Source organism: Roseateles toxinivorans, from assembly GCF_004362525.1.
GTDB classification, from domain to species: domain Bacteria; phylum Pseudomonadota; class Gammaproteobacteria; order Burkholderiales; family Burkholderiaceae_C; genus Paucibacter; species Paucibacter toxinivorans.
This window is the reverse complement of sequence record NZ_SNXS01000001.1, coordinates 914,296-928,409: the sequence shown is the minus strand read 5'-3', so window position 1 is coordinate 928,409 and position 14,114 is coordinate 914,296. Positions and strand designations below refer to the sequence as shown.

The following is a 14,114-nucleotide window of genomic DNA, read 5'->3' as shown; positions in this document are numbered from 1 at the left end:
GAAGTGTCTAGCGTATCGGTGAAGCCGTCAAGCGGCTCTTAGCCTTTCCAACCGCTGCCCGCGGGAAAGGCCCGACGAGTCAGGACAACTCGTCCAGCACCGCTGCGCGCGCTATAGGTGCGCAGAGCCCATAGCTATTGGCTTGAGGCCGTCGGGCGTCGTCCGGGCGGGGCTCGACGCCGACCGTTTGGACACGTCCTCATGAAAGACCAGCAAGACCACTCGGTCGTCACCTACTGGGGCGGCCGCGCAGAACGCTATCGCGAGTTCCCCAGGACTCAGGTGCGCGCCCATGACCCTTTCGATGTACAACCACTGCAATTCGGTCACGAGTACCACTACGAGGCCTGGGTGTTGGAGCGCTTCTCCGCCGACACCAAGTCAATCACGCGCAAGCCAACGGCAGTAACGGCCACGATCAGCGGCGTCGAGGTGAGCGCCACAGCCACGTTTGTCGTGACCCGCCGCGACGACTCGCTCGCTTACGTCCTTGCAACTAAGACGGACGCCACGACGACGGAACTGCGTCAGCTCAGGCGGATCGCCGCCGTCAACGGGGCCTCCGCGGTGCACCGGACACGCCCGGAGATTCGTGCGCGCGTGGACGAGTTCTGGTTCCTGGACCGCCTGCGTCAGGCCGCGACCATCTGGGTCGGGAAGGGAGAAGAACTTGATGTCCCTTTGGTCGCTCTCCTGGCGACCGGTCGCAAGACCCTCACCGAGCTCTGCGCGTCGATCAGGGCGCCGAAGGATCTCATACGCGCCCGACTGGCCCGGCTGCACGTTGCCGGAAAGCTGGTGATCGATCGTGAGCACGGAGAACTCGGGGCCAACGCCCTCACGGTAAGCGCGCCTTCGGATGGCATGGCTCCCTCGTCGATCAGCGAGGTAACTCTATGAGCCATCCCTCGAATTCGGAAGATCGTCGCAAGGCGATGCTACTCAAGGTGCCCAAAGACTTCAAAAAGATCGAGTCGTGGCCCGATGTGGACGACGAATTCATTGAAGAGAGGTACCGCCCGCGAGTCAAGGCCCTGCGCCACGCCGCCAAGTTGTTCTTGCTGAACCAGTCGGCCGCCGAACTCGGCAAGGCTGCCAACATGCGGCCGTCTCGGGTACTGGACTATCTGGATGTAGCCATTGCGCCTTGGGTCGAGGGAACCGGCATCACCGGCGTGCGGGCGTTTGTGCCCTATCTTGTCCAGAAGGAAAGGACTCGTAGGGCGGATCTCCCGGTTGTCGAAGAAGGCCATGCAGAGACCGCAGGCTTCGGCGGGGCCTTCGAGAAGCTCTTTGCAGATCATCCCGCGATCGAGACCGAGCTGACTAAATTCCTGAACGGTTACAAGCGTCCGAACAAGGTGACGCCCAAGACACTCCATAACGAATTTCAATTGATCTGCAAGGATCAGAAACTCACGGAAAGAGACTATCCGCTGAACTGCGAGAGCAAGGGGTTTTGGCCTCTTTGCCGGTGGTTCAAGACAAAGTATCTTCCCGAACATTTGATGCCCCACATCCGGCGCAACAGTGGCCGAGCCGCCGCGGTGGCCGCCGGTCATCAAATGGGAGACGGCGAGAGCAGGACGCCGCGCTGCGACTATCTCGCCTGGGTAATAGACGAGTGCGATAGCAACATTGAAGGGAAGGTGGAGATCCCATCAACTCGTTGGGGCGGGGAGGTTGTGAAGATGCGTCGCTTCCCCGTGCTGCGTTTGCGCAGCACCGGTGACTTCGCGGTGAACATCGCATTTCATGTCTGCTTCACGCGACAGGCCAAAGGGACAGACATCATTCAGCTGTTCCGCAATGCGGTGCTCGGTCAACCCATGCCACCGATGGTCGATCCGAACATGCGTCCGGTGGACGGGGCTGGATTTCCGCAGAACCTCTTCAAGGAGCTGTCTCTCGTCGTGCCCATTGTTGTGTATTTGGACAACGCACTGGCCCACCTGTTCAATGACTTGCAGGAATTGGTCATGCGCCTCTTCGGCGGCCGGGTGGTCTTGGGCGCGCCGGGCAGTCCAAAGGGCCGGCCCGAGATCGAATCGAACATCCACCGCACCCGCAAGTGCTTCGTCCTGCAATTGCCGGGAGCGCTGGGAAGCGGCCCGCAGGACCCGCTGCGTCAGATCGCCGCGCGTCCCACCGAGCAACTCGTGCACGCCAACCATATCGCGCAGGGCATCTATTGCGTGCTGGCCAACGAGAACGTCTCAGATACCTCGAGCGCGGGTTATCTGGACGGCTTTACTCGCCTGAAGGCCCTGCTGGCTCGCGGAGACTTTGAGCCCAACTATCTGCCTGAGCACAAGAGATCTCCTTACAACTTCTGTGCGCCCATCCGCAAGCGCGTGCAGTGCGACATTACGAAGTCCGGGCGGCTGCCATTCATAAGATTCGGAGATCGACGCTATTCGTCGCAGTGGCTCAAGTCCAACCCGCCCGATGGGGTGAAGGAGTACTGGGTCCTGCAGGACTCTGACGACCTGCGAACGGCCATCTTGCTTGATGACCGCATGAGCTACGTGGACACGCTGAACTGCGAAGGAGCTTGGGGTCGCGTGCCCTTCGACAGCCGCATTCAGCAGATTTACGACCGCCGCAAGCGCGCAGCCCGGTTCAAACTGCAACCGCGTGACCTGCCGCTGTTCGAGGTCTTGCAATTTCTCTGCGACGGAGCCAAGAGCGACTGGTCGATGGCACAGGACTACGCCTACTTCATGACCTATCTCAAGAGGATGGTGAGTCCGGAGGAACTGGCCACGGCGCAGATGGAATACGGTTTCGAGGACGTTCCGATGGTCTATGCCGACGGCTACGTGCCCCCGACCAGATCCGCAACGCCGGCCCCTGCACCGGCCGGGTACGTCACCGCAGCGCCTCGCGCCGCGCCGGTGGCGCCCAGACTTCCAGCGCGGCGGTTTTCTGTTCCCAGAGGCATGCGATGAGCGGCGACGTCGGGGGCGACCATCACTCGGAAAGCTCAACCTCCTTCTTCGAAGGCATTGCATGGACGCCGCAGATCGAGGAAGCGGCGCAGATCGTTGCACTTTGGATGACCTGTGACCTGTGTGGCGCCGGCTTTTGGGGCCTGCCTCGCGTAGGTAAGAGTGAGTTCTCCAAGTACCTCGAAAAGGTCGCCTCCGAGATGTTTGGCGGCACCGTGGCTGTCGTGCTGCTCAACTTCGATGGCGAGGTATTTGACAAACCTGAGAAATTCCTCGTACGCGCCCTTGTCAACCTGGACGTCCGCGCGATCACGGCACGTTTGCCCGCCGTCTTACGAGTCCGCCTGGTGGATGCAATCTGGGAAAAGTGCACGCCGAAGACCGAGCGCGTCCTCGTCATTGCCGATGAGATGCAGAACGTGGCTCCGGCGGTCTACGGCCAATTCGCGATCCTCGAGTCCAACATCGCCAAGCGGTTCAAGCCCTTCATGCTCGTCATCGGACAACCGGAATTGCAGAGCACGGTAGCTAATCTGCGCAAAAGCATCAATGTCACCGGCCGGCTATATCAGGAAGTTCGCGAGTTTTGTGGGCTCTCCTTCCAGCAGCTCGAAGAATTCCTGCGGGTTCTCGACGGCGAGGAGTCCAGTTTCACGATGCGGCATTTCCCGGGCCGAGCGGTCGGGGGTTGGTCCATAGTTCAGCTGGTTGCACCCATCAAAGCTGCGGTCCTTTCGCTGGTGGACCTAGACAAGCTCGGTCTCGATCTGTTCTTGCCGATGGCCATTGTTCGGTCGACCCTGATCTACCTATTTCTGATTCTCAAGGACGAGGCCAACGTCGAGATCGAGGTGGGCGCCGAACACGTGCTGGAGGCGTTTCAGCAGAACGGATTTGTCAATGACATCATGGCCTACACCAAACCGAAGCGACCAGACCCTCCGAAGCCATCCAAGCGACCCAAGTCGCCCCCGGCGCTTGAGCCGCCAGGGGACGCTGCGCCATGACCGGTGGAGCTAGCGCGTGGAACTTACGAGGTAAGACCGTTGCCGATCCCGACCTTGAGAAGTCCGCCTATATCGTCTTCGCCGAGTTCTGTTCGGCCACGATGATTCAGATAAATGAGATCAAAGAGTTCCTTCCCAAGTTGGGACGCCAAGTGTCGGTCTTTCATCTTAGTGACCGCCGAGCACGAGAACTTGCGGGCGCGATGGGCGTCAACTTGCTTCTTTGGAACCATGCGCGAGGCGCCGATCTCCTTTGCGGTCGCACGGGAAAGCGCGTCTTCCTAGACCAGCTCCGCTATTGCCCCTTGTGCCTCGCCCAAGGGCAACATTCCACGCTGTTCCAGCTGACGCAGGTCACGAAGTGTCCGATTCACATTGAGCTGCTCAGGACGGGCTGCCCGCACTGCCGTGATCCAATATCCACCAATGTGCTGGACGTTGCGCGCAATCACTTGCACTGCGGCGCCTGCGGCCGCAACCTTGCGCCCGGGGTAACTCACGGTTCCTTGCAGCAGCACCTCGCCCATCCATCGGCAAAACTGTTTGCTCCGCTGAGGAAGGCGATTGGTCGGGGTCCGCAAGCTAGAGACTTGCGGAGCGATTTGAACTGGGACAAGCGCCCCGATGAGGTTGTGGCGAGCCCGATACTCACGAGGCTACATCACGTCCACAGTGTCTGGGGTGACGACGCTGGTACTAGCGATTTCCTGAAATTGGAGGCTGAGTACATTCGCGTCGATGTAGATGTCGAGGGCGACATCGAGCACTCTCGGCAACAGTCGATCATCTTCCTCGCAATGCAGTACACATTTGAGGGCCTGGCTTCACGGCTCAGGCGTATTGTTGAACTCGGAGACATACCTCAGGGCATTCTCACTCGGGGTCGCGTGGACGAACAGGTCAGCGCCGTAACGGCTGCGTTCTGGCAAGCTGCGTTGGTAGCACGCGTAGACCAGGTCCTGTGCGGAAGTAGCCCGATCCTATTGGGTTGGCAGCCTTGGTTTTCCCGGTGGCTGCCTGCTCACATCGATGCCAAGCTCTGCGTGCTCTCAAGGGCGGTGCGTATGCTCTTTGTTCGGTGTCTCATCAGGATGGTTCGATTGCGATATGGCGTGCAGGTGGCGTGGCACAGTCCACCTGACTGGTTCCTGTTTCTGCCGCCATGGCGCCTGGTTGCCTCGACCGACCCTCGGTATCTGGATCTGCAAATCCGCAGAGTAGTGGCCGAGCACATGCTGGAGCGCCTCGTCTTAAGGTACCGCGAGCATCAGTTGCTCACGATGCCGACCGGCGCCTCTCCGTTGGAGCTTATCGCCGAACGGCCCGTGTAAGCGCGACGAGGAGCCTATCCCTGAGGCAGTCGCAGGCTTGAGCGCCATCCGTCCTGCCTACGACAGACGGTGCGGTGCGGACTGCCGATGATCATGTCGCTTGTCGCTGGCGTTTACGAGTTGGTGCGGCGCTTGGCTCCAAGCTGTCGGAAACACAAACTCTCACGGCTACCCCCCATCGCGGACGCGGGGATGCTCAGGGTTTCTTTAGGCTTTCGCGAGAGCGGCGCCCGATTTTGTGTACATGTCGGTCTGCAATAGCACCGAATCTGAAGTCAAGATCTCTAGAGAAGTCCATGAATTGGATGCCAAGCGCATTGCACCAAGCATGCAGTTCAATAACGTCAAGTCGCCGCACGCCGCGCTCGCACTTGCTGACGTCACTCTGGGTCGAATGAAGACGCTCGGCGACCTCCGCCTGGGACAAGCCGGCTGCATTTCTCGCCTCTCTGAGGGCCGCTAGTAGCGTCTGCTGCTGTTCTGTATAAAGCGTTTTTTTCATGGGCCACAAATTTGTGACCCACGATGCAGGCGAATTCAGATTATGCGAAAATCGCCTTTTCTGACCCGCTGTGTATGAGTTCGAAGTGGATGGCCAGATTGAAGGCCGGGCACCACCTCAATAGCCAGGGACAAAGCGCGCGCAGGTTAGGCGGCGAGCTGCCAGTAAGCCTCGATACCGGTCTGGCCAAGATTTTCAGCAACGATCACGTTGTTGTGGATCATTGACCGCAAACAGCGCGCCACGCTGCGCGCAAAGCCAGTGCATCGGCCAACGCGTGGTGACGCTGGAGTCCTCGATACAAAGCGGATTCGAGCCAGCTCGCCTCAGCGGCCATTGCCCCTTCGACTCGCCCGGTAATGTGGTCGATATTTTGGGGCTCAAGCAAGGGAGCAACTCGATCCCATATGCTCGCCCTCCTCATGGCGTCTCGCAACAGGGCGAAGTCGTCGTCGTAGTCGTATGCCACGATGATCTTCCCGCCGATGTCCGCAGCGCAGGCAATCAACCACTCTCCGGCTCGATTCCCCAATTCCCGTGTCGAGCACTTCGAGTTTGCCACTTTGTTGAATTGAGGAATCACGGTGCCGCGAGTGAACTCGCTGGAAGCACGAAGCCGCATTTGGCCGATGGGATCCTGAACAAGATCAAGCTCTTCATAGATCTCCAGCCCCTTCAGCGAAACCATCGAGACGCTCAGCAGGGCCGGTGATGCGAGGTCGGTGAACTCAGTGTCAAGAAAGATCATCTCAAGGAGTTCATCGAGTGAGAAGTTGCTGAAGCCGATCCGGATAGGAGCCATCGCCAGCCACATATGGCCGAAGCACGCTCAGCGCGTTCATGCTGATGTACTCAGCCAGGCAGACCTCCCCGCATTCGCTCAAGAAGGGTTTCCACTTGGCGCTGGCCGTCCTCGCTTGTCCACGCTTGCGTCGGTGTTGCTCCGCCGAGCTCTGGCAGGGGCTCAGCAAGCCAGGTATCCAGCCAAGTTGAGAGAGCGTCAACGTCTTGGGTGCTGCCGCTTTCCTCGATCATCTGGCCCAACTTTTCCAGCAGTACAGGCTTCGCCCCAGCGTTCATAAAGGCAGGCATCCCATCAGGCGATGAACACTGCATCAAGCATCCATGACGTCTTCTTGTCGTAGCGAAGCAATAGCCAAGTCTCATCGCGTTGCTGCACGAGGTGGCGCCTCAGGCAAACATGACCTGGCCAACGATCCTTGGGCAGCAGCTGCCGCAATAGCCAGTCCGTCTCTTCTTGTGCAAATCGCGCGGCAGCCGCTGCGACATTTGCGGCGCGTTGGTCGGTGAACCCGAACGCTTCCAGGCGAGCCGAAGTTGCCTCCAGATCGGGACCGAGCGCCACCCCTAAGAACTTGCCTCGCCTGTGAGCCACCATTTGGACCTCAAGACACAATGTCTCAAAAAAGGCGATTTTCGCATATTTTACTTCTACCTCGAAGCCAGTCAGCAATTGAGTGCCGCGTTGCGCTGCCACGCGGCACAAGCCCCAGGGTTAGTTGAAGCGCGTGGACGGGCCTGGCCCTATTCCAATCGCGCCATCGAGTGCGGTCTTCGCCCGCGATCGCGGGTGAACCCTGAGCTTTGCTGCGCAAGAACTGCCAGGCTGTGTAGCAGAATCCAAGGTGGTTTTTGCCCGCAGACCATTCCGATGAGGACGGCTGATGGCTCTGAATATTTCAGTACTCTGAGAGGAACGGAGTTCTGCAATATCGTCCAAACAATGACTACCAAAAAGCGTGGCCCGATCAATCCCCCCGTTATCGACAGTTCGCCCCACGTCTGCGGGTGAATATGTTGAGCAGTCGATATTGGAATCTTTGGCAGATGGGCTGCCTGATGCGTACACGCTGTTCCATGGGGTTAGTTGGGCCGAGGTGCACGCGGCTTTTGATCGCCACGGCGAGCTTGATGTCGTGATCGTTAATTCAGCGGGCGATGTCGCGTTGCTGGAGGTCAAGGCAGGGCCAATGAACCTCGCGGCGGGACACTTGTTTAAGCGCTACGGCAGTGAGAACAAGGACGTGTCTCGGCAGACGGAGACTCAATTCAAGGCAGTCATGCATCGACTGCGGTCGTCTGGCCTAGGCGCAAGGTTGATGCACTTCCTGGTGCTGCCCGATCAAAAGGTTGAGAACCACAGCGCGATTTCATTCCCTCGTGAGAGGATTGCAGACGCAGGTGACTGCCTTGATCTGCCAGGGTTTATCCAGCGGACGCTCGGAGCCGGTCGCTCGGATCCCTTGGCGGAACGGGTTTGCGCGTTCTTTGAGAATCGACTGTCACTTGAGCCCGATGTATCTGCGCTGAGTGGCAGGCTACAGCATCAAGTGAGCAGGATTTCCGGCGGGCTTGCGAGTTGGGTGCCGCGCATCGAGGCGCCCAGTGGCGCAATTCGCGTCTGCGCCACTGCAGGATCGGGCAAGACGCAATTGGCGCTTCGTTTGCTTCGCGATGCTAGGAGCGCAGACTTAAGGGCGGCCTACGTCTGCTTCAATCGCCCGCTGGCCGAGCATGTGCGAGACATTGCCCCGCCTGGCGTTCAGGTCCACAGCTTTCACCAACTGTGTTGGGAGCGAGACGGCAGGCCGGTGGGCGTGCCGAACTTTGCCGCGATGACTCAGCGCTACCTGACAGCTTGTCTTGCAGCCGCACCAGACCTGGACTTGCTGGTCGTTGATGAGCTGCAGGACATGCAAGCCGATTGGGTGCAAGCGCTCATTGCTCGTCTCAAGCCTAGTTCTCAGCTCTACCTGCTGGACGACCCTTCGCAGTGCCTCTATACCGACCGGGAGGAAATCGAAGTGGCTGATGCTGTCGTGGTGCGTTCGGATGAGAATTTCCGTACCCCGCAGCAATTGGTTCAAACCATCAACGCCTTGCGATTGACCCCTGATGCGGTGCTGGCGTGTTCGCCGTTCGCCGGCGACGTTCCAGGACTGCATGCCTACAAGGTGGACGGCGGCAGCCTGGTAAAAGCCACCATCAAGGCAGTGCAATGCTGCCTCGACAAGGGCTTTGGGTTTGACGACGTGGCTGTCCTATGTTGGCGCGGGCGTGACAGCTCGCGGCTTATGAATGAGAGCCAACTTGGCGAATGGCGGGTGCAGCACTTCGATGGCAGCTACGACGAGCAAGGGCAGCCAAACCGGACGGAGGGCGACCTGCGTCTGGAAACGTTGCGCCGCTTCAAAGGCCAGTCAGCCAAGGCCGTTGTGCTGACCGAGGTTGACTTCGAGCAATTGGGTCCGTTGCAGTGCCGCATGCTGTTTGTCGGACTAACTCGTGCCCGCATGCATCTGGAGCTGGTACTCAGTGAAGCTGCCGAGCGGGCGTTGATCGCACGGATGACGGAGGGTGGCGCACCTGGTGAGCCACCCGCAAGCTAGATTGAAGCGGAAGACTCCGCACTAACGGGTCGACGAACTCGCGCGGGCACCTAGGCAGGACAACATTCAGGGGGAACAAGAGCATGCCGATATTCCTGCACAGCGCCGATTGGCAGATCGGGCGCCTGTACGCCAGTTTGCCGCCGGAAGACGCTGTTCCTCTGGCGGAGGCTCGCATCGCTTCTGTTGAGCGATTGGCCGAGCTGGCCACCGAACATTCGGTTGATGCCGTTTTGGTGGCGGGCGATGTGTTTGATGCCCAAACTGTCTCTGATCGGACGCTCCGTCGCCTGTTCCTAGCCATGGCCAGCTACAGCGGTCCATGGGTGCTGATTTCGGGGAACCACGATGCAGCGTTGACCGAGAGTGTCTGGACCCGCGCGATGCGCTTGGGCGTGGTGCCTGCCAACGTGCACTTGGCCTTGCAGCCTGAGCCGGTGTTGCTAGACGCCATTCGCACCGCCGTGCTGCCCGCGCCGCTGATGCAGCGCCATACCTTCGGCGATAGCACTGCTTGGTTTGATGAAGCAGCAACACCTGATGGCTGGCTTCGCGTGGGCCTGGCCCATGGCAGCGTGCAGGGCATCCTGCCCGACACCGTGGATTCAGCAAACCCCATCGCGGCCGACCGAGCCAAACGCGCTCGGCTTGACTATCTGGCCTTGGGAGACTGGCATGGCACGAAGCGGATTGACGAGCGCACCTGGTACAGCGGCACCCCGGAGCCTGACCGCTTCAGAGCCAATGATGCCGGGCAGGCGCTGCTGGTGGAGATCAGCGGCCCAGGTATCAGGCCCTTGGTCACAAGTTTGCCGATCGGCAAGTTCCAATGGCAGAGCCTGGCAATCACGGTGAACGTACCTACCGACGTGGATCAACTGCTCGCCACGCTGCAGGCCTTGCCTGTCAACACAGTGCTGGACATAGCGCTGCAAGGGCAGGTGACGTTGGCCGACCATCAACGCTTGCGGACCGGCCTGGGCGAAGCGGCAGCACGCATTCGGCACATGTGTGCGGATGAATCCCAGCTGCGCATGACCCCCAGTGTCGAGGACATCTCGGCACTGCAAGCTGATGGCTATCTGGCTGACATCCTGGCCGAGTTGCGCGATGAGCAGAATGCCGAAGGCGAGGCTGCTCAAATTGCCCGTGACGCCCTGGCACTGCTCAGCATTGCTCTATCGCAGAGAACACCAGTGGGCCAAGAGGGAGCAGCTGCATGAGCATGCAATTGACACGGCTCCGCGTCGAGCAGCTCCGCCAGTTCCGCCAGTCCTTTGAGCTGCGAGAGCTGACGCCAGGCCTCAACATCTTTACCGGCCCCAATGAGGGGGGCAAGAGCACGCTGGTGCGAGCCATCCGTGCCGCGTTCTTTGAGCGATACCGCTCCAAGGTCGTGGAAGATCTTCGTCCTCGCGGCGATAGCAGTGCAATGCCTTCGGTGGAAATCGACTTCACGCTGAACCAGCAAGCAGGTCGTTTGCACAAATCATTCCTGGGCTCGCGGGCTCGCTGCAGCTTGACACTAGGCGACAGGACTTGGGATGGGAGCGACGCAGAAGACCAGCTGGCCACGCTGCTTGGTTTTGGCTATGCCGGCAAGGGGGCCAGCAAAGCCGAGCATTGGGGGATTCCGGGCCTCTTGTGGGTGGAGCAGGGCACCGGGCAAGAGCTCGCCGAAGCCGCCACGCACGCGCGTGACCACATTCACACGGCCTTGCAGGAGCGCATCAGCCAGTCCAGTGCGGGCAGCCTGGCCGCCACCGGCGGAGACGAACTATTGGCCGAGTTTCAGGCGCAGCGCGACGAACTACTCACCAGTGCAGGCAAGCCGCGCGCGGCCTATCAAGACGCCATCACCCAAGTGCAACAGTTACAGCACACCCTGGGCGAGGTGGACGGCCGCGTTGCGACCTATCAGCAGCAGGTGGATCAGCTCGCCCGGCTGCGCGCACAGCACCTACAGGACGAGCAGACACGCCCCTGGGAGCCTTTGCGCGAGCAGTTGGCAGTGGCCCGTCAGACAGAGCAAGCACTCGCGCAGGGCGCCCGACAACTGGCTGATGCCAGCGCAGCTCTGCAGCAAATGCAGCGTCAGCGAGAACTGCTGCTGGAGCAGATTCAATCCCATGAACGTTTGCAGGTACGCCTTGCTCAGGGGCGTCTGCATTGTGAGCAAGCAGCCCAGGTGTTGCAGCAAGCAGGTGAAGCCGCAACTTTGGCCCAGCGGCACGCCGACGAGGCGCAAGTCTCCGCTGAGCAAGCCCACGAGACCTTTGCAATGGCCCGTCAGGAGGCAACGCGCGCCAACCTTCAGGTGCAATGGCAAGCTGCTTCCGAAGCGCTCGATCGCCACCAGCAGACGCTGCAAACCTTCCTCGGCAGCCAGCAGCAATTGGATGAACTCCAGGCTCAAGCCGCTACATGCACTTTGACTGAGGCCGATGTGCATGAGCTGCGGCAGCTTGAGCGTGCTTGGCAGGACCTGACGCTGCAGCGCACGGCCGTGTCGACGCGCTTGCAGTTCACCCTTCAAGAAGGGCAGATCATTGCGTTGCAAGGTTCATCAGGTGCCGAGCAGTTGCAAGGGCAGGGGGAGCGCCTGCTGGCCAATCCAGTCAACCTGAGCCTGCCAGGTCTGGGTGAACTGACCATCACTCCCGGGGGGCAGGACCTGGCTGGATTGACCAAGGACTGTGAAGCAGCCCAGGCTCAGCTGCAGCACCGACTGCAGGCGCTGGGATTGGTCGATGTGGCTCAGGCCGAAGCGCACTTAAGCCAATTCCAGACGCTGCTGATTCACATCAAGCATGCGCGTCAAGCCCTCAAGCAAATCGTTCCGGAGGGGCTTGATCGGTTGAAAGAACGCCTTGCGCAAGCCGAAGGGCAGATGCAGTCCAGCCAGACGGCCCTGGCTCAGTTGCCGGAGGCTCCTGCGCAGCCCGCGTCGGCTTTGGAGCCCGCCGAGCTTGCCCAGCAGGCCGCCGACAGCGTGGCCTTGCGGACCCGGTCGGTGCTCGCTGATGCCCAACAGCGGCTTGCCCGCGCCGAGGTCGACCACCAATCGCGAGGTCGTGAACTGGAGCTCGTGACGGAGGAGTTGAACAACTCGGAACGACAGGCTCGGCAACAGCAAGCTCAGCAGCAGCTGGGTCAGCTTGCGCAGGATTTGCTTGTGCAAACCGCGCTTGTCCAAGAGTGCACACGCGTGCTCGACCAGGCGCGGCCTGACATCGTCCAGCAAGACATCGAGCGGCTAAGTCGCAGCGTCGGCCAGTTGGAGCAGGCCCATAGCCAACGTCATACCGAGATCCAAGTTCTGGACCACGCATTGCAGCAGGCCGGTGCGGCCGGTTTGGACGAACAGCGCCAGACCGCTGCCGGTGATCTGTCGCGTGCTAGCCAACGCGTGCAGGAGTTGCTGCGCCGCGCCCAGGCGCTCAGCTTGCTGTGCGCCAAGCTGCAATCCCGCCGGCAGGCCGCGCTCGCCAAGCTTCAGGCTCCACTGCGGCAACACCTGCAACGCTACTTGCAGCTGCTGTTCCCGCACGCCAGCGTTGAAGTTGGGGAACAACTGACTCCCGATGTTCTGCTGCGCCGAACGGCCACAGGGGCAGAGGACGTTGGAACCTTCGCGTCCTTGAGTTTCGGCGCCCGAGAGCAACTAGGCCTGATCAGCCGCTTTGCCTATGCGGACCTGCTGCGCGAAGCGGGCCGGCCCACCTTGCTGATCCTCGACGACGCCCTGGTACATAGTGACGGCGAACGTTTAGGGCAAATGAAAAGGGTGCTGTTCGATGCCGCCCAGCGCCATCAGGTGTTGCTCTTCACCTGTCACCCAGAGGACTGGCGCGATATGGGGGTGGAGAGCCGCGCCCTTGGTTGAGTTTTATCTCAGCTAGCAATCCGGGCTCAATGTGAGCCACCAAGACCAACTACAAGAACTCTATGACCCAGCACTTCGTCCAGTATCACAAGTTAAGCGAGAACAACCCGGTCCCCGACACCTTCACTGCAAAGACGTCAAATCCCGTGCCGGTGAAGACTGGCGATGTAATGTGGCTGCTCACCGGGAAGGCGTCAGCGTCTGGCAGCCAGTATGCGTTTGTGTACTGGTTCAAAGTCGAGGGAACTTCGCAGACTGCGGATGGCGCCACCAGACTTGTAGGTAGCCAAGGCAAACGCTTTGCGCCAGCTTGGGCCGTTTCCGTGCGCGAAATGCCCTGGTTTGCCACGCTGTTTCAGAAGGTGCTTGGCAGCGGCGCATTTGGCTGTAGGCCGGTCCCTGCGGAACTTGTGCCGGCTCTTGAAGCTCAGATGGCTGAATCGGAAGGGCCGAACTCGTCACTAGCAATTGGCGACGACGTGACGGCCTCGGTAGAAGCGGCGGAGCCCGGCACTGAAGATGAGCGGCAGCTCAGGGCCGTGCTGACACGGCGGGGCCAGCAGCGCTTCAGGGATCAACTGCTGCAGGCCTATGGGCGGCGCTGTGCGATCAGCGAATCCCGCGTCGAGCAACTGCTGGAGGCGGCTCACATCGTGCCGCACGCAGAGGGCAGTGACTACCGGGTGAGCAATGGCCTCCTGCTGAGGGCTGATTTGCATACCTTGTTTGACCTGCACTTGCTGGGCATCGATGGGTCCTTGCGCGTTCATCTGCACCCTTCGCTGAGGCACAGCGAATATGCCCGCTATCAGGGCAAGCGCATTGAATCCTTGCCAGCATCAAGCGCTGAATGGCCCTCGCCATCGAACCTGCAGTCCCGGTTCGCCCGGTATATCGCCAAGGCGGAGCTTGCTGAGATGGCGTGCGCGTGAGCATCAAGGTGCCAACGATTTCATCACTCTGCGGCCATGCAGGGAAAATGCCTGTCCACATGAAGTCGCAGGAACATTGAAACCATGCCAGAACA

Annotated in this window: 12 protein-coding genes; 8 read left to right on the top strand and 4 right to left on the bottom strand. The window is 60.3% G+C overall.

The window, feature by feature from the left end; all coding sequences use genetic code 11:
- Window positions 1-201: 201 nt before the first annotated feature.
- The 4 genes from DES47_RS04095 to DES47_RS04080 are packed head-to-tail and all read left to right on the top strand — an operon-like array spanning window position 202 to window position 5,289.
- Window positions 202-900: a hypothetical protein gene (locus DES47_RS04095; RefSeq protein WP_133699358.1), complete on the top strand. Its 699-nt coding sequence runs from the start codon at window positions 202-204 to the stop codon at window positions 898-900.
- The gene (locus DES47_RS04090) at window positions 897-2,951 is read left to right on the top strand and encodes a hypothetical protein (RefSeq protein WP_133699357.1); all 2,055 of its coding nucleotides are present in this window, start codon (window positions 897-899) and stop codon (window positions 2,949-2,951) included. The genes DES47_RS04095 and DES47_RS04090 overlap by 4 nt, the downstream gene beginning before the upstream one ends.
- Complete coding sequence (locus DES47_RS04085; RefSeq protein ID WP_133699356.1) at window positions 2,948-3,958, top strand: P-loop NTPase family protein; 1,011 nt, start codon at window positions 2,948-2,950, stop codon at window positions 3,956-3,958. The genes DES47_RS04090 and DES47_RS04085 overlap by 4 nt, the downstream gene beginning before the upstream one ends.
- Window positions 3,955-5,289, top strand: coding sequence for a hypothetical protein (locus tag DES47_RS04080; protein WP_133699355.1), 1,335 nt, complete (start codon window positions 3,955-3,957; stop codon window positions 5,287-5,289). Before DES47_RS04085 ends, DES47_RS04080 begins: the two co-directional genes overlap by 4 nt.
- Window positions 5,290-5,485: 196 nt before the next feature.
- On the opposite strand, the gene DES47_RS04075 is transcribed toward DES47_RS04080, so the two are convergent.
- The 4 genes from DES47_RS04075 to DES47_RS28630 form a co-directional block, all read right to left on the bottom strand.
- A complete protein-coding gene (locus tag DES47_RS04075) occupies window positions 5,486-5,791 on the bottom strand; it encodes a helix-turn-helix domain-containing protein (protein ID WP_133699354.1) in 306 nt (101 codons plus the stop codon).
- A gap of 220 nt (window positions 5,792-6,011) precedes the next feature.
- Window positions 6,012-6,605 (bottom strand): hypothetical protein, encoded by a 594-nt coding sequence (locus DES47_RS04070; RefSeq protein WP_133699353.1) that lies wholly within the window; start codon window positions 6,603-6,605, stop codon window positions 6,012-6,014.
- A gap of 38 nt (window positions 6,606-6,643) precedes the next feature.
- Window positions 6,644-6,826, bottom strand: a complete 183-nt coding sequence (locus DES47_RS29700; RefSeq protein ID WP_425057409.1) for an MbcA/ParS/Xre antitoxin family protein — start codon at window positions 6,824-6,826, stop codon at window positions 6,644-6,646.
- Window positions 6,827-6,887: 61 nt separating this feature from the next.
- Complete coding sequence (locus DES47_RS28630) at window positions 6,888-7,289, bottom strand: hypothetical protein (protein ID WP_166651847.1); 402 nt, start codon at window positions 7,287-7,289, stop codon at window positions 6,888-6,890.
- Window positions 7,290-7,623: 334 nt separating this feature from the next.
- Between DES47_RS28630 and DES47_RS04060 the strand changes: the two genes are divergently transcribed.
- From DES47_RS04060 to DES47_RS04045, 4 genes are all read left to right on the top strand, one after another.
- Window positions 7,624-9,201: an ATP-binding domain-containing protein gene (locus DES47_RS04060; RefSeq protein WP_243748147.1), complete on the top strand. Its 1,578-nt coding sequence runs from the start codon at window positions 7,624-7,626 to the stop codon at window positions 9,199-9,201.
- A gap of 83 nt (window positions 9,202-9,284) precedes the next feature.
- A complete protein-coding gene (locus tag DES47_RS04055) occupies window positions 9,285-10,424 on the top strand; it encodes a metallophosphoesterase family protein (RefSeq protein ID WP_133699350.1) in 1,140 nt (379 codons plus the stop codon).
- Window positions 10,421-13,087 carry an AAA family ATPase gene (locus tag DES47_RS04050; protein ID WP_133699349.1) on the top strand — a complete coding sequence of 889 codons (2,667 nt, stop codon included), beginning with the start codon at window positions 10,421-10,423 and terminating at the stop codon, window positions 13,085-13,087. Before DES47_RS04055 ends, DES47_RS04050 begins: the two co-directional genes overlap by 4 nt.
- Window positions 13,088-13,149: 62 nt before the next feature.
- Window positions 13,150-14,019, top strand: a complete 870-nt coding sequence (locus DES47_RS04045) for an HNH endonuclease (RefSeq protein WP_133699348.1) — start codon at window positions 13,150-13,152, stop codon at window positions 14,017-14,019.
- Window positions 14,020-14,114 lie beyond the last annotated feature (95 nt).

Bases quoted from the DNA above. Each gene is read 5' to 3' on its own strand.
- DES47_RS04085 (WP_133699356.1), top strand. From the start codon at position 2,948: ATGAGCGGCGACGTCGGGGGCGACCATCACTCGGAAAGCTCAACCTCC.
- DES47_RS04095 (WP_133699358.1), top strand. From the start codon at position 202: ATGAAAGACCAGCAAGACCACTCGGTCGTCACCTACTGGGGCGGCCGC.
- DES47_RS04050 (WP_133699349.1), top strand. From the start codon at position 10,421: ATGAGCATGCAATTGACACGGCTCCGCGTCGAGCAGCTCCGCCAGTTC.
- DES47_RS29700 (WP_425057409.1), bottom strand. From the start codon at position 6,826: ATGATCGAGGAAAGCGGCAGCACCCAAGACGTTGACGCTCTCTCAACT.
- DES47_RS04045 (WP_133699348.1), top strand. From the start codon at position 13,150: ATGACCCAGCACTTCGTCCAGTATCACAAGTTAAGCGAGAACAACCCG.
- DES47_RS04090 (WP_133699357.1), top strand. From the start codon at position 897: ATGAGCCATCCCTCGAATTCGGAAGATCGTCGCAAGGCGATGCTACTC.
- DES47_RS04070 (WP_133699353.1), bottom strand. From the start codon at position 6,605: ATGTGGCTGGCGATGGCTCCTATCCGGATCGGCTTCAGCAACTTCTCA.
- DES47_RS04080 (WP_133699355.1), top strand. From the start codon at position 3,955: ATGACCGGTGGAGCTAGCGCGTGGAACTTACGAGGTAAGACCGTTGCC.
- DES47_RS04055 (WP_133699350.1), top strand. From the start codon at position 9,285: ATGCCGATATTCCTGCACAGCGCCGATTGGCAGATCGGGCGCCTGTAC.
- DES47_RS04075 (WP_133699354.1), bottom strand. From the start codon at position 5,791: ATGAAAAAAACGCTTTATACAGAACAGCAGCAGACGCTACTAGCGGCC.